This window comes from Mesorhizobium sp. B3-1-7, from assembly GCF_006439385.1.
GTDB lineage: Bacteria > Pseudomonadota > Alphaproteobacteria > Rhizobiales > Rhizobiaceae > Mesorhizobium.
In genome coordinates, this window is the sequence record NZ_VFTL01000006.1 from 206,085 (window position 1) to 221,461 (window position 15,377).

12 protein-coding genes and 1 pseudogene are annotated in these 15,377 nt (G+C 64.3%); 9 read left to right on the plus strand and 4 right to left on the minus strand.

The window, feature by feature from the left end; all coding sequences use genetic code 11:
- Positions 1-127: 127 nt before the first annotated feature.
- On the plus strand, positions 128-721 hold the full coding sequence (gene phaR, locus FJ417_RS07465; protein WP_140783003.1) for a polyhydroxyalkanoate synthesis repressor PhaR: 594 nt from the start codon (positions 128-130) through the stop codon (positions 719-721).
- Between the two features lie 438 nt (positions 722-1,159).
- Here phaR and FJ417_RS07470 read toward each other — a convergent pair whose 3' ends face one another.
- The gene (locus FJ417_RS07470; RefSeq protein WP_348639923.1) at positions 1,160-2,014 is read right to left on the minus strand and encodes a hypothetical protein; all 855 of its coding nucleotides are present in this window, start codon (positions 2,012-2,014) and stop codon (positions 1,160-1,162) included.
- A 29-nt stretch (positions 2,015-2,043) separates the two neighbouring features.
- Positions 2,044-2,391, minus strand: a complete 348-nt coding sequence (locus FJ417_RS33920; RefSeq protein ID WP_348639924.1) for an NAD(P)-binding domain-containing protein — start codon at positions 2,389-2,391, stop codon at positions 2,044-2,046.
- 208 nt (positions 2,392-2,599) lie between these two features.
- Here FJ417_RS33920 and FJ417_RS07475 point away from each other — a divergent pair, with 208 nt between their 5' ends.
- Together FJ417_RS07475 and thyA are read left to right on the plus strand one after the other, a co-directional pair.
- Positions 2,600-3,319 carry a helix-turn-helix domain-containing protein gene (locus tag FJ417_RS07475; RefSeq protein WP_140783004.1) on the plus strand — a complete coding sequence of 240 codons (720 nt, stop codon included), beginning with the start codon at positions 2,600-2,602 and terminating at the stop codon, positions 3,317-3,319.
- Between the two features lie 71 nt (positions 3,320-3,390).
- Positions 3,391-3,766: pseudogene (gene thyA, locus FJ417_RS07480) on the plus strand (thymidylate synthase); the annotation flags it as partial.
- A gap of 79 nt (positions 3,767-3,845) precedes the next feature.
- Here the strand turns inward: thyA and FJ417_RS07485 are convergent.
- Entirely contained in the window at positions 3,846-4,991 is a 1,146-nt protein-coding gene (locus FJ417_RS07485) for a citrate synthase (RefSeq protein WP_140783005.1), read from the minus strand.
- Positions 4,992-5,080: 89 nt separating this feature from the next.
- Between FJ417_RS07485 and FJ417_RS07490 the strand changes: the two genes are divergently transcribed.
- Together FJ417_RS07490 and FJ417_RS07495 are read left to right on the plus strand one after the other, a co-directional pair.
- Positions 5,081-6,166: a citrate synthase/methylcitrate synthase gene (locus tag FJ417_RS07490; protein ID WP_140783006.1), complete on the plus strand. Its 1,086-nt coding sequence runs from the start codon at positions 5,081-5,083 to the stop codon at positions 6,164-6,166.
- A 490-nt stretch (positions 6,167-6,656) separates the two neighbouring features.
- A complete protein-coding gene (locus tag FJ417_RS07495; protein ID WP_140645818.1) occupies positions 6,657-7,787 on the plus strand; it encodes a patatin-like phospholipase family protein in 1,131 nt (376 codons plus the stop codon).
- 89 nt (positions 7,788-7,876) lie between these two features.
- On the opposite strand, the gene FJ417_RS07500 is transcribed toward FJ417_RS07495, so the two are convergent.
- Positions 7,877-8,761, minus strand: a complete 885-nt coding sequence (locus tag FJ417_RS07500; protein ID WP_140783007.1) for an AraC family transcriptional regulator — start codon at positions 8,759-8,761, stop codon at positions 7,877-7,879.
- Between the two features lie 272 nt (positions 8,762-9,033).
- On the opposite strand from FJ417_RS07500, the gene FJ417_RS07505 reads away from it, so the two are divergent.
- The 4 genes from FJ417_RS07505 to FJ417_RS07520 all read left to right on the plus strand — a co-directional run bounded on the left by FJ417_RS07505 (position 9,034) and on the right by FJ417_RS07520 (position 15,262).
- On the plus strand, positions 9,034-10,455 hold the full coding sequence (locus FJ417_RS07505; RefSeq protein ID WP_140783008.1) for a coniferyl aldehyde dehydrogenase: 1,422 nt from the start codon (positions 9,034-9,036) through the stop codon (positions 10,453-10,455).
- A gap of 25 nt (positions 10,456-10,480) precedes the next feature.
- Positions 10,481-10,726 carry a hypothetical protein gene (locus tag FJ417_RS07510; RefSeq protein WP_140783009.1) on the plus strand — a complete coding sequence of 82 codons (246 nt, stop codon included), beginning with the start codon at positions 10,481-10,483 and terminating at the stop codon, positions 10,724-10,726.
- Positions 10,727-10,811: 85 nt separating this feature from the next.
- Positions 10,812-12,011 (plus strand): efflux RND transporter periplasmic adaptor subunit, encoded by a 1,200-nt coding sequence (locus FJ417_RS07515; RefSeq protein ID WP_140704611.1) that lies wholly within the window; start codon positions 10,812-10,814, stop codon positions 12,009-12,011.
- Between the two features lie 74 nt (positions 12,012-12,085).
- Positions 12,086-15,262 (plus strand): efflux RND transporter permease subunit, encoded by a 3,177-nt coding sequence (locus FJ417_RS07520; protein WP_140783010.1) that lies wholly within the window; start codon positions 12,086-12,088, stop codon positions 15,260-15,262.
- Positions 15,263-15,377 lie beyond the last annotated feature (115 nt).

Sequence of the window (15,377 nt, forward strand, 5' to 3'; positions counted from 1 at the left end):
CATTAATTGATGCCGCAGTGCACAAACCGCTTGGAATTGTGACGCTTTTGCGCGTATCTTGGTTAAAGGGCGCAATCGTTACCGGCCGCTTACTCCTAGAGGTGCCGGTGTCCTGGGGAGGATACGGATGGCCGCAAAAGACGACCCGATCGTCATCAAGAAGTATGCCAATCGCCGGCTCTACAATACCGGCACAAGCACCTATGTGACGCTCGAGGACTTGGCCGAGATGGTCAAGAAGGGCGAGGAGTTCACGGTCCAGGATGCAAAGACCGGCGATGACATCACCCACCCGGTGCTGACGCAGATCATCTTCGAGCTGGAGAACCAGGAAGGGCAGAACATGCTGCCGATCCCGTTCCTGCGCCAGCTCATCTCCTTTTACGGCGATCAGATGCAGATGATCGTGCCGAGCTTCCTCGAACAGTCGATGATCGCCTTCTCCAAGGAGCAGGAGCGATTTCGCGAGCAGCTCAAGGGCGCCTTCGGCAAGACGCCGATCGACATGATGAAGACGCCGATGAAGGCGCTCGAGGAACAGACGCGACGCAATGTCGAGATGTTCCAGAACGCCATGCGCATGTTCACGCCGTTCCCGCCCGCCGGCGGCAATTCGGCAGCACCGGCCGAGCCGCCGAAGAAGGAAGAAAAGGGCGACGATCTGCAGGAATTGAAGGCGCAGATTGCGGCCATGCAGCGCAAGCTGGACACGATGTCCTGACGGGTGGTGGCTGTCGTTGATGGTCGTCGCTGCGCCTGAGATTAGCCGAACCGACCCATCCCTTCGTCATCCTCGGACAGGTTTTGACCGAGACCGACACTTACTTACGGTGGAAATTTGAGGCCGAACAGTTCCAGTGTCGCTTATGGTGCCGATTTGAAGAAGACCGAGGTCGCCGAAAGGCGGCTTTCGGCGTTTCGCGACAGATTAGGCTGTCGAGGCTGCGGACGAGAAGCGCTCCATCTCCTGCACCGCCTGACCGGCCTTCAACCGCATCGAACGGTTGAAGGCCGGTTCAAGGGCCGCCCCAAAGTCCCACCCTCGAAACTCCCGGCCCGCCCGAGCAACAAAGCTCCGAGAGGCGCGTCCTCACCGATTGTGGGCCGTCTACCCTCCTGAATTCGATTCGGATAGGTGACCTCTTCACCCGTCATCGGATCACGTCCGAGCTGATATTTGGCCGACAAATCGACGCGCCTCGTCTTCAATGGCCATAACGGTGCCCGACCGGCGCGTGGACGCAAAATCGAGCCCGGCAAAATAGATTCCGGGAATCGAGGCAACGCCGTCTTCGTGAACCGGCTGGCCTCGCTTGTCGAGAACACCGGATACATCGATCCAACGGAAATCGCCCTGGAAGCCGGTGCACCAGACAATCGCTGAAATGTTCCGCTCTACGAGATCGAGCGACAGAATGGGGCGCTGGGGTAGGCGCGGAGCGACTGCCTCCGCCTCCTCCTCAACGGGTGCGGGGGCATCGAGACCGCTGCGTTCGATAAACTCATCGATACGTTTTTTGAATTGCGCGGAAATCTCGTCGCCGAACCGAATATTCCCAACAAGGTCGTCGGCGAAGACAGGCTGGCCGTTCTCCACGCCGAGAAATCGTCCGAGCAGCATGACGCCTTGGGCGCTGAGGGATTGCAGACTTATCGTGTGCAAAGCGCCAATCAGGGGCCTGCCGGCAACGCGACCGGAGGGATCGACGAAATCCTTGCGCGGCGCATCGACCAATCCGGTCTTCACCATCCATACGACAATGTCGCGCCCGCGATAGCATCGCGGCAGGCGGCCAATATGGCCCGTCGCAAGATAGGTCTCCCTGCCTGCCAGAATCAAATCTTCGGCGATTTGACTGCCAGACTGCGCACTGCCGATGACGAGGATAGCTCCGGCGGGAAGGTCGTCGGCATTACGGTAGTCAGAGGCATCGAGCTGTACTGGGCCATCCGTCAACGCGGAGGCGGAAACTGGCCGACGCGGACGGTTCAAGCTGCCGCTGGCGACAACCACGTTTTTCGCCCGCCACGTCCGCTCCGGCGTCACAATGTGAAAGAGCCCGTCACTTGATTCAGTTTTGTGACCGAGATGCCGTTACGAACCGGGAGTTGGTAGCGCCGCGCATAGTCTTCAAGGAGAGTCGCAAACTCTATATGCGTCATAAACCCTTCTGGGTCCGGGCCATCGTAACGATCGCCCGGCATCACGCTGTACATGTTGGGAAGATTGAAGTGGAAAGAGTCCCAACGCTGGGTCCGCCAGGTTTCGCCGATTCGCCCGCGTTCAAGGACGCAATGCCGGATATCGGATTGGGCAAGCATATAACTGACGCCGAGGCCGGCCCATCCAGCGCCCACAACCACGGCATCCAGAACGCCCATTTCGTTCATGGCCGCCCCCAATGGCCATCGTTCATCTCGTCACCATCCTTCCGACAGCCCCTCGAACGCGCTGGGCGCGCGGTAACCGACCGCGGGCCAGCCCGCGATGCGCGGCGACCTGTCTCCTGCTTGGACGAGCTTGCCCCGACGCCTCGCATGCGAATACTCCACAAAATGTAGTATCTTGCGTTGATACGCTGACAGAAGGAGCGGGCCATTGAGAAGTTACGGGCAGTTCTGTCCCATTTCCAAAGCCGCCGAGATATTCTGCGAGCGCTGGACGCCATTGATCCTGCGCGACCTCGGTAAGGGCGTTTCGCGCTTCTCTGAACTTCAACGCGGTGTTGCGCGGGCGTCTCCGACCCTCCTTTCCAAGCGCCTCAAACAACTGGAGGCGGAGGGACTTGTTGAGCGGCACCGACCGGAATCAGGGCGCGGTTGGACTTACCACCTCACGGCGCCGGGCCAAGATCTGATGCCGCTGGTGCACGCGCTCGGCGTCTGGGGTCAGCGGTGGTCTCGCCGAGAGCTAATGGATCATGAACTCGATGCTGGTCTGCTTCTCTGGGCAATTGAAAGGGGGGCGCATCCGGATGCCTTCGGAGCACGGCGTTCGGTCGTGAAGCTTACGTTCCGCGAGCGACCGGCTCGCTGGCGGCACTACTGGTTTGTCGGCGAGAATGGCGCGACGCAGCTCTGCATCACTGATCCTGCGTTTGATGTCGATCTCTACCTAACCACGACCTTGCGCGACATGATCTACGTCTGGCGCGGTGATCTTCCACTTCACGCCGCGCTCAGCCAAAGCAGGATCGAAGTGATCGGCAGCGCCCGAGCAAGATCGGCCCTGCCACGTTGGCTTGCCAGGTCCAAGTTTGCCGACGTGAAGTCCGAGCGAGTAGAGAGGCGTGTCGCAAAGAGTCCCAAGGCGGCCTAAGCAGCATTGCGTTGGCGGGCCAAGGCGTTTTGCACTTTGTCGATGCGATGATCTCGGGCAAAGCCTCCAATATGGCGATGCCGCCCTGCCATTGCCTGTTCCAGTTCTATGTCTCGGAGGGCAGGCTCTCGTGCCAGCGCTACCAACGCTCGGCCGATATCTTTCTCGGCGCGCCGTTCAACATCGCTTCCTATGCCTTGCTCACCATGATGGTGGCGCAGGTGACCGGGCTGAAGCCCGGCGATTTCGTCCACACGCTCGGCGATGCGCATCTTTATTCGAACCATTTCGAGCAGGCGCAGGAGCAGATGCTGCGTACGCCCCAAGGCCTTGCCGACGATGTGGATCAATCCGGAGGTGAAAGACCTCTTCGCCTTCCGCTTTGAGGATTTCCGGCTCGAGAATTATTTCGCGGATGCGAGCATCAAGGCGCCGATCGCCGTCTAGAGTCCCCGATAGCGCGGCAGCCACACGCTCCGCCCCAGGATGACGACCTCAAACGCGTTCCGGCTGATCTCCAAGGTCATCATCCCGCGCCAATTGGTCCGTCATAGCGGGCGCGGGGCCTGATCAGCCTGTTGCTGGTCACCTGCTCGACGGCATGCGCGGTCCAGCCGACGCTGCGGCCGAGCGCGAACAGGCGGAACGGGGCGTCGGCGGGCAGGCGCAGGCCGCGCGTCATCGCGGCCAGCGCGAAATCGATGTTCGGATGCAGCCCGGTCGCGGCAAGAACCGCCTTGCGCAGTTGCAACAGGCCGTCATCGATCCTGAAGTCGGAAAACAGCCCCTCGGCGCGCGGATCGCCTTCGGGGTAGAGTGGGTGGCCGAAGCCCGGCAGCGGCCGATCGTGGGCGAGCCAGCGGGCGATCGCTTCGTCAGGACCCAGCCGCTCGGCGTCCTCGACCAGCGCGATCGCCGCCGCGCCCGCGCCGCCATGGCGCGGGCCGCTCAGCGTCGCGAGACCCGCGAGCAGGCAGGCGGCGACCGGCGCGCCGGTGGAGGCCGCGACGCGGGCGGCGAAGGTCGAGGCGTTGAGCTCGTGATCGGCGAGCAGCACCAGCGCCTTGCGGATGAGTTTTGCCCCGGCGGCGTCCACCGACCAGCCCTGCGCCAACCTGTCATGCACCGGCTCCGAGCCCGGCGTCGCGCCGAGCGCGGAGGCCAGCGCGCTGGTCGCGGCAGCGCCGTCCTGCTGCAGCATGGCCGGCCTGCGGCCGAGCGAAGGCCAGCCTTCGGCAGCCAGCGCCGAAAGCCTGGCAAATGCCGTTGGCGTGCCGCTTTGCCGGGCAGCCGAGGGGGTCAGCGAAGCGAACGACACCGGACGGTCGGAAGCCCACACGAGTTCGGCGGTCTCCTCGAGCGTCGCCGTCGCCGAAAGCTCCACCGCGTCCCTGCCGCGATAGACGAGGCGGCCATGCAGCACCGTCGAGATGGAGGTGGCGATCGCCGGCTCGCCCCAGGCGATGGCGCTCTCGGCGATCGCCCGCGGGCTCCTTCCGCGGTCGCGGCGCGTGGCGAGCACGGCGATGTCGTCGGCGCGGTACTGGCTGCGGCGCGGGTCAGGGTCGTCCGGCTTCATGCCGATGCGGCCGCGGCTGACATAGGCATAAAGCGTCTGCGGCCGGACGTTCAGCCGCTCCAACGCTTGCTCCCGCGACAGCCATTCCGTCATTTGCCGCCTTACATTGATTATCTTGATCAAGATTGATGCATTGATTGCGCAGCATTAATTGCAATGCACAAAAGGTCAAGGAGACGATCATGGCGAATGGGCTCGATGATGTTGTGGCGGCCGACACGGTGCTTTCCGACGTCGACGGTGTAGGCGGGCACCTCACCATCCGCGGCCATTCGCTGATGGAACTCGCCGGCCATTGGCGCTACGCGCAGGTGGTCCGGCTGTTGTTCGACGGCTTCTTCGACGACCTTCCCAGCGATGCCGAAATGGCGAAGGCGATCGGCAAGGCGCGGGTGGAAGTATTTGATCGTGTGAAACCGATGCTTGCGCAGTTGGCGCCGCTCGATGTCTATAGCAGCATGCGGGCCGGCATGGCCGTCCTGCCGGACGGTGACGGGCTTGCCGACGCGCTGCGGCTGATCGCGGCACCGGCGGTGCTGACGCCGGCGCTGCTGCGCCTCGGGCGTGGCAAGACGCCGATCGCTCCCGACGAAAATGCCGATCATGCCGGCGACATGCTGCGGATGCTTGCCGGCACCGCCTCGCCGGCGCTTGCCAAGGCGCTGGACAGCTATCTGGTGACGGTCTGCGACCACGGCCTCAATGCATCGACCTTCGCGACCCGCGTGGTGGCCTCGACGCAGGCCGGCCTGACCTCGGCGATCCTGGCCGGTCTCGGCGCGCTGAAAGGGCCGCTGCATGGCGGCGCGCCGGGGCCGGTGATCGAGATGCTGGACGCCATCGAGGCCAACGACGACGCCACGGCATGGCTGCGCAACGAGATCGCGCATGGCCGGCGCATCATGGGTTTCGGCCACCGCATTTATCGTGTGCGCGATCCGCGCGCCGACGCGCTGAAGGCCGTCGTGCGGCAGCTCGGTTCCCGCAACGAGACCGGCAGCCGGCTGGCCTTCGCCGAGACGGTGGAGCAGGCGGCGCTCGAAGTGCTCAGGATCGCCAAGCCGCAACGCTCGATCCAGACCAATGTCGAGTTCTACACCGCGCTTCTCCTGGAAGCGGTAGGCTTCCCGGAAGAGGCATTCTCCAACGTCTTTGCCGCCGGCCGCGTTGCCGGCTGGATCGCCCACGCCCGCGAACAGCAGGCGACCGGACGGCTCATTAGGCCGCAGTCGCGCTATGTCGGGCCGGTGCCGGATCTCGTCGCCTGAGGGTAGTTCCTCGCCCCACTTCGTCTACGGCATGCACACATTTCCAAGCGGCTGGCCTTTGGCGATAGCGTGTATGGCAGCTTGGCGCATACATTGGCTAATGTAGCGCTGATCGACCCCCACTCCGTCTCGGCTTCGCCGAGCCACCTCTCCCCCGATCGACGGGGTAGAGGAAAGGCGCCAAGCTTTTTGCCGTCAATGCTCGTCCAGCAACGCTCCCTTCCTTTCCCTCCGGAGGGGGAAGGTGGCGCTGCGAAGCAGCGACGGATTGGGGGAACCACGTGGCAATCAAGCCTCAGGTCTGATCAGTCACGCCAGTCACAGCATGCTGTAGCCCACTTCGTGGGGCGAGGAAAATCCATGATCACGCTTGTGTGTTCGTGTTCTTGCCTTGGTCCGCCCTTATATGCTGCACTGCAACATAGGCTGACTGCACCGGCTCCGTCCAAATGACGCGGCGGTAGGCCAGCGCATCGGGACAAGGAACGCCATGGCGAAGAACGGCAAGGCGGAGGAAAAGAAGAAGATCAACATTGCCCTCCAGGGCGGCGGCTCACACGGCGCCTTTTCCTGGGGCGTGCTCGACCGGCTGCTGGAGGATGGGCGGCTGGAGATCGCGGCGGTGTCCGGCACCAGCGCCGGCGCCATGAACGCGGTGGCGCTGGCCGACGGGTTTGTCCGGGGCGGCGTGGAAGGCGCGCGAAAAAAGCTCGACGATTTCTGGCGGGCGGTGGCCTCGAAGGGCCGTTTCAGCCCGGTGCAGCGCATGCCTTGGGATGTGGTCTGGGGCAACTGGTCGATCGAGAACACACCCGGCTATGTCTTCTTCGACACGATGTCGCGGGTGTTCTCGCCCTATGTCGCCAATCCGCTCGGCCTCAACCCGCTGCGCGACGTGGTCGAAAAGGAGATCGATTTCGACAACGTGCGCGCCTGCAAGTCGATGGAACTGTTCATCTCGGCGACCAATGTCGAAACCGGGCAACTGCGCGTCTTCTCCGACGGCGAGATCGACCTCGACACGGTGATGGCCTCGGCCTGCCTGCCGCAGCTGTTCCAGGCGGTCGAGATCAAGGGCGTGCCCTATTGGGATGGCGGCTATGGCGGCAATCCGGCGCTCTATCCATTCTTCAAGACGGCGGCGACCGAGGACGTGCTGCTGGTGCAGATCAATCCTGTGGTGCGCGAAGGCACGCCGAAGAGCGCCAACGAGATCCAGAACCGCATCGACGAGATCACCTTCAACGCCGGGCTGCTGCGCGAATTCCGCTCGATCGCCTTCGTCAAGGAACTGATCGCGGCCGGGCGCCTGCCGCATGGCGAATATCGCGACATCCGCATGCACCGCATCGATGCCGACGAGGCCTTCAAGGACCTGTCCGCCTCATCCAAGGTCAATGCCGAATGGGCTTTCATCGCCTATCTGCGCGACCTCGGCCGCAGCGCCGCCAGCGACTGGCTGGAAGAAAATTACGACGCCGTCGGCCAGCGGGCCACGCTCGATCTCTCGGGTGAGCTCGACGATGGCTTCAAGCCGCTGCGCGGCCCGGCGCCGGGCCGTCGCGTCAAGGAATTCCTCGCCGCGCGCATCAAGCCGGAATCCGCGCGGCGCCGTGCCTGATTGCGGGGTTCTGAACCTGCAAGACCGAGACCTTGTGGACAGCGGCCGGTCCGTTTTTTGAGTGGACAGGCCGCCGTCAGAGGGCGGCGCTATTTCAGCGGCAGAAACAGCTCGACAATGATTTCAGGCACCGGCGCGTCCGGGGAAAAGGACAGCCGCCGCTGGCAATAGATCGGGAAGTCGCGTGCTTCCTCGCCGCTGGCCGGAAGCCAGTCGCGATAAAGATAAAGCGCGGCCGGCTCCAGATTGTTGGTGTTGCCGGGGTAGCGCAGCACGGCGCAGCGTCCGCCGGGGATCACGCCAGCCTTCATCTGCTCGTCGCCCGCGTCGATCGGCCGGTCGGTGCCGACACAAATGTCCATGCTGTAGTCGGCCGCGACAGCGGGACATCTCTCGGACCGGAAGACGTTGAAGGTCGGGCTCGTTTCGGGCGACAGGCCGGCTGCCTTGCGCCAGGCGATGAACCGCTGGATGGTGTCGCCGAGCGTCGCCCGAGCCCCGCGATGTTCCATGATCGCCACCGGGGTGGGCGGCACGTCGCGGATCATCACGTCTTCCGGTGTAAAGATTATCTGCATGAGCTTTCTCCTCGCGTTGTCGAGCGGCCCGAAGGCCATCAGCCACGAACCCCAGTCGGGAGACCTTCGGAACGACGAGGGCGATTGCCCGCACCGTTGCCGGAAGGCGCGGGCGAAGGCATCAGGTGCGTCGTAACCGGCATCCATCGCTATATCGGTGACGCTTTCGGCATCCGCGCAGCCCAGCCGGCATGAAGCGCGCTTCATGCGGGCGAGCTGGACATAGCGATGCACGGACAGCCCGAAGGTCGCCGTGAACTGCCGGTGGAAATGATATTTCGAGTACGCCGCGACACCGCTCAGCGCGTCCAGGTCCAGATCGTCGTCCAGATGCCGGTCTATGTGATCCAGCACCCTCTGCATCCGGGCATGGTGGTTTTGAACTGCCGCCTTCATCGTTCCATTCTCCGTGGCAGCATCAGCTAAGCCGCGCGGACATGAGGCGCTCGACCGATCTTGCGGTTCTGTCGCGAGCCGCCCACCGCCGCCAAGGACCGTTTGCACGCCAATTCATGCATGAACGGCGAAAAGGGCCGTTTGCGGACCGGTGGCTTTCCTATGTCGATGACGGGTGCCAAATGGGATATCCGGATCGCTTGGATCGGGGCAATGCTGGATTCGGTAGCTTGGCCGATGTAACTTACCTGAACGTAAAGGGGAGGTAAGCGATGCTGCAGACCGGACGGAACGCTCTCGGGGTCAGGTTTGAAGCGCAGTGCAGGGCCTCCGAGAAGGAGCCGTTCCCGACGCTGGCGGCGCGCAAGGACCGGCTGAACCGCCTTCTGGCGCTCACCGAAAAGCATGAAGCCGAAATATGTGCTGCGATCGACAGCGATTTTTCGGCACGCTCGGCTGAGGAAACGCGGCTTGCCGAGCTGTTCGTCGTGCGCGCCGGCATCAGGCATGCGCTGTCGCATCTCGGCGCCTGGATGCGCGAGCGGCGCGTCGCCACCAGCCTGCCGTTCCTGCCGGGACGCAACCGCCTCTTGCCGCAACCGCTCGGCGTCGTCGGCATCGTCTCGCCCTGGAACTATCCGTTCCAGCTCGCCGTTGCGCCGGCGACCGCGGCACTCGCTGCCGGCAACCGCGTTATGATTAAGCCGTCGGAACTGACGCCGAAGTTTTCGGACCTGCTTGCCAGCCTGGTCGAAAAATATTTCGCCGCCGACGAGGTCAGCGTGATGGTCGGCGACGCGGAGGTCGGCAAGGCATTTGTGTCCCTGCCGTTCGATCACCTGCTATTCACGGGTTCGACGGCCGTCGGCCGCCAGGTTGCGCTCGCCGCCGCCGCCAATCTGACGCCGGTGACGCTCGAGCTCGGCGGCAAGTCGCCGGCGATCTTCGATCCCTCCTGCGATCTCGACGCGGCGGTCGCCAGCGTCGCCTATGGCAAGCTGCTCAACGCCGGCCAGACCTGCATCGCGCCGGACTATCTGATGGTCCCGCAAGGCCAGGGCGCGGCGATCGCGGCCAAGTTCGCCGCGGCAATCGCAAAGCTCTATCCGCGCCTTGGCGACAATCGCGACTATACGGCGATCGTCAGCGAGCGGCATCACCGGCGGCTGGGTGACATGGTGGCCGAGGCGCGCGACAGCGGCGCCGACATCACCGAGATCAATCCTGCGAACGAGAAGCTTGGCGTCACCGACCGCAAGATGGCGCCCGTGCTGGTGCGCAATGCCGGCGAGAATCTGCGGCTGATGCGCGAGGAGATCTTCGGGCCGGTGCTGCCGATCGTCGAATATGGCACGGTGGACGAGGCCATCGAGCATGTGAACCGGGGCGAGCGTCCGCTGGCGCTCTACTGGTTCGGCAGCGACAGCGCCAATCGCCAGAGGGTCATGCGGGAAACCGTGGCCGGCGGCGTCACGGTCAATGATTGCATGCTGCATCTGGTGCAGGAGCGGCAGCCCTTCGGCGGCGTCGGCGAGAGCGGTACCGGCGCCTATCACGGCGAATGGGGGTTCCGCACCTTCAGCAAGGAAAAGCCGATCTTCATCCAGTCGAAGCTCAGCGCCGGCGGCCTGCTGCGCCCGCCCTATGGCAAGACCTTCGAGCGTCTCTTCCGGCTGCTGAATCTCATCACTTGACAGCTTCAACCGGGAAATGGCGGGCGTGACTGCGCTCCAGCCGGGCGACTGTCGCTGCATACGGAAGATTTTTCGCATCATGCTGACGGCTGCTGCCAGTAACCTTGGGGAAACCTGTCACCGCGCCTGCAAAAGCGGCAGCCGGCTGGCAGAAAAGCCGATATTTGTCGAGGCACAGCGTTCCACGACGCAACGTTCCCGCAACTTTTCCGGCTATATTGCGCCGCAACTTTCAGGTAGAAGCGGCGCTTCGCCGTTCACGGCAAATTGAACTGGGCCCCGCGCGCACCCATATCGGCCGCGCGCCCGAAGTCGGAAGCGCCGACCTCGCCAGGTCCTGCAACGGAAAAATGACGATGCCGAAAATCAGGTTTCACAAGCTTGCAGCCATTGTCGTGCTCATCGGATTCGCGGCCTGGATGGGGACGGGCGAGTTTTCCTCCGTCGGCAGCGCCGCCGACAAGACGGTTACCGCCAACAAGCAGGCTGACGCCGGCAAGCCGGCGCAGCCTGAAGCCGGGAAGCCGGACACCACCAAGCCGAACGAGGCGCAAACCGAGCCCAAGGCTGCGCCGCGCACCGTCGCGGTGGTGACGCCGCCGCGCAAGACCTTTGCGCGCGCCATCCGCGTTTCCGGGCTGACCGAGGCCGACAAGCGCGCGGTTCTTGCAACCCGCGTCAATGGCGTCATCGAAAAGCTGCCGGTCAAGCAGGGCGATCACGTCAAGACTGGCGACCTCGTGCTGATGCTCGCGGCCGAGGAGAAGATCTCCAATGTCGACAATGCCAAGCAGTTGCTGGTGCAGCGCAAGGCCGAGCTCGACGCCGCCGAGCGGCTGGCCAAGACCGGCAACCTGCCCAAGCTGCAGCTCGACACCGCCCGCTCCAACCTGACGCTGGCGCAATCGCAGCTCGACACCGCGCAGGCGGAGCTTGACCGCAACGAGGTCAAGGCGCCGTTCGACGGTGTCATCGACCGCATCCCGGTGGAGCTAGGCAGCTCGGTGATGCAGGGCGGCGAGGTGGCGACGATCCTGAAGCTCGATCCGGTGATCGCGCGCGGCGAGATCAGCGAGCGCGACCTGCGCTACGTCAAGATCGGCGACGAGGCCGACGTGCGCCTGGTCAACGACCAGAAGGTCACCGGCACCGTGCGCTACATCAGCCGCGATGCCTCGGCGCAGACCCGTACCTTCCGCGTCGAGGTGGCGATCCCCAATGGCGACGGTTCGATCCCCGCCGGCATGACGGCCGAGATCACGCTCAGCGCCGAGCCGACCAATGCGGTCATGCTGCCACGCTCGGTGGTGACGCTGGGCGACAAGGGCGACCTCGGCATCCGCGCCGTCGGCAAGGACGACAAGGTGGCGTTCTTCCCGATCGATCTCGTCGACGACACGCCGCACGGCCTGGTGCTGGGCGGCATCCCGCAGGATGCTCGCATCATCGTCGCCGGCCAGGAATTGGTGAAGGAAGGCGACTTGGTGAAGCCCGTCGAGGCGGACCAGGCGACCATCAGCAAGCTGATCGGCGAAGCCACCGCCGGCACGCAGTAAAGCACGACGCGGCGCGCGCCGGGCCACCCCGGCGACGGCAGTCCGCAGCCTCCGAAGCATAACAGGCCGAAGTCATGGATATCGTCAGACTCGCCATCAACAACGCCCGCCTCACCATATCGGCGCTGCTGTTCCTGCTCGTCGCGGGCTGGGTCGCCTATCAGTCGACGCCGAAGGAAGCGGAACCCGACGTTCCGATTCCGATGATGTATGTCAGCCTGATCTATCAGGGCATCTCGCCGGAGGATTCCGAGCGGCTGCTGCTGAGGCCGATGGAGAGCAAGCTCAAGAGCCTCAAGGGGCTCAAGGAGATGCGCTCGGCCGCCTTCCAGGGCGGCGGCTACGTGCTGGTCGAGTTCCAGCCGCAGACCGACCTCGCGACGGCGCTGCAGGACACGCGCAGCAAGGTGCAGGACGCCAAGGCCGACCTGCCGCAGGCGGCCGAGGAGCCGACGGTCAATGAGGTCAACGTCTCGGAATTCCCGGTCCTGGTGGTGACGCTTTCCGGCGATGTGCCGGAACGCGTGCTGACGTCGGCCGCGCGCGAGCTGCGCGACCGCATCGAGGAAGTGCCCGGCGTGCTCGAAGGTTCGCTGCAGGGGGCGCGCGACGACCTCGTCGAGGTCGTCGTCGATCCGGTGAAGCTCTCTTCCTACGGGCTGCAGCTCGACCAGGTGATCCAGGGTGTCGCCTCCTCGAACAGCCTGGTTGCCGCCGGCAATCTCGAGGGCTCGGAAGGCAAATACGCGGTCAAGGTGCCGTCGCTGATCGAGACGCCTGAGGATGTCGCCAACCTGCCGGTTGTCGCGACGCCCAATGCGGTTGTGCAGGCAAAAGATATCGCGACGATCCGCTCGACCTTCAAGGATGCCGAAACGGTGACGCGCCTCGACGGCAGGCCGGCCATCGCCATCGAAGTGAAGAAGCGCATCGGCGCCAATCTGATCGACACGCTGACCCATGTCAGGGAAGTGTCGGACAATTTCATCAAGACGATGCCCGAGGGCATGCATGTCACCTACACGCAGGACAAGTCGGTCTTCGTCAACCAACTGCTGGGCGACCTGCAGAACCATGTGATGATCGCCGTCATCCTGGTCTTCATCGTCATCCTCTACGCGCTGTCGGGTCGAGCCTCGCTGCTCATCGGCCTAGCCATCCCGTCGTCCTTCCTGATGGGCATCCTGTTGCTCGCCATGATGGGCTACACGATCAACATGATCGTGCTGTTCAGCCTGATCCTGGCGGTCGGCATGCTGGTCGACGACGCCATCATCGTCACCGAATTCGCCGAACGGCGCATGAGCGAGGGCATGCCGAAGGCAGACGCCTTCGCGCTCGCCGCCAAGCGCATGGCCGGCCCGGTCATCGCGGCGACGATGACGCGCATCGCCGCCTTCTCGCCGCTGCTGTTCTGGCCGGGCATCATCGGCGACTTCATGAAGTACATGCCGATCACGCTGATCGTGACGCTGTCGGCCTCGATGCTCTACGCGCTGGTCTTCGCACCGACTTTGGGCGCGATCTTCGCCAAGGCGCCTGAGCATCACGAGGAGGGCAACCGCGACGGCTGGTACATGGCCGTGGTCAAGCAGGCGGTGCGCTTCCCGGTCACTGTCATCCTGCTTACCGTCGGACTTCTGGTCGGCGTCGGCTTCGCCTATTCGAAATATGGCGCCGGCGTCGAGTTCTTCCCCAGCGTCGAGCCGGACTACGGCCTGCTTTATGTGCATGCCCGCGGCAATCTTTCGCTGGCCGAAATGGACGCGGCGACGAAGACGGCGGAGAACCGCCTGCTCGGCTGGCCCGGCGTGAAGTCGGTCTACACGCGTGTCGGCAAGACGCAGGGCGGCGGCCAGGACATCCCGGAAGACGTGGTCGGCGTCATCCAGTACGAATTCGTCGACTGGCGCGAGCGCAAGTCGGCCAACCAGATCCTCGACGACCTGCGCGGCGTGATGGCCGGCATTCCCGGCGTCGACGTCGAAGTGCGCGTGCCGGAAGCCGGCCCGCCGACCGGCAAGCCGATCCAGATCCGGCTGTCGGCCGCCGACCCGGCGGGGCTCGACGACAAGGCACGCGCGGTCGCGGCACGCATCGCCAAGATCCCCAACGTCATCGACATTTCGGACGGCCTGCCGCCGCCCGGCGTCGATTGGGCGATCGAGGTCGACCGCGCCAAGGCGGCGCAATACGGCATCAGCCCGACTTCCGTCGGCACGGTGGTGCAATTGGTGACCAACGGCCTCAAGCTGTCGGAATACAGGCCGGCCGGCGCCGACGACGCCGTCGACATCCGGCTGCGGCTGCCCGAGGACCGGCGTACGCTGTCGACGCTCGACGAACTCCGCGTGCAGACCTCGCAAGGGTCGGTGCCGATTTCGAACTTCGTCGTGCGCAAGCCGGAGCCGACCGTCGGCATCCTGAACCGCATCGACGGCGCACGCACCGTGGTGGTGCAGGCCAATGTCAGCGCCGGCGCGCAGGTCGCGGCGGTGCAGGAGCAGGTGACCAAGGCCGTTACGGACATGAATCTCGGCAGCGGCATCCGCTGGAAGCTCGCCGGCTCCAACGAGGACAGCGCGGAGGCCAGCGCCTTCCTCGGCAAGGCCTTTGGTGCTGCGATCTTCCTGATCTTCCTGGTGCTGCTGGCGCAGTTCAACAAGTTCACCAGCGTGTGGCTGGTGCTGTCCTGCGTGGTCATGGCGACGATCGGCGTGTTCCTCGGATTGCTGTTGACAGGCGAGGCCTTCGGCATCGTCATGTCGGGCATCGGCGTCATCGCGCTCGCCGGCGTGGTGGTGAACAACAACATCGTGCTCATCGACACCTATGACCGGCTGCGCGAGGAAGGCTGGGACAAGATGGACGCGGTACTGCAGACCTGCCGCGAGCGCGCCCGTCCGGTGGTGCTGACGGCGGTGTCGGCCATCCTCGGCGTGCTGCCGATCGCCTTCGGCCTCGGGCTCGAAATCTTTCATCACGAGACGACGATCAACGCGCCGTCGACGCAATGGTGGATTTCGCTGTCCTCGGCGATTGTCTTCGGCCTGTCCTTCGCCACGCTGCTGACCTTGGTGGTGACGCCCTCGATGCTGATGGCGTTCACCCGCGCCAAGGTGAAGCCCGGCCAGCGGCGCCACTGGCTCAGCCGCCTGTTCCGGCGCGGCAAGGGCCAGGTCTCGACCGACGAGCCGGCCGGCGAGGCCGGCGCGGGGCCGGCGGAGGCCTTCCCGAAAGCAGCGGAATAGAGCGCTTTCCAAGCCTAAAGCGCGTCGCGAAGCGGATCCACAGTACACGACGCAAGGGTGAGGACGGCTTGAAGTGATTTGATTGGAGGATTCTTCGCCAAAAGGATCCGCCGAT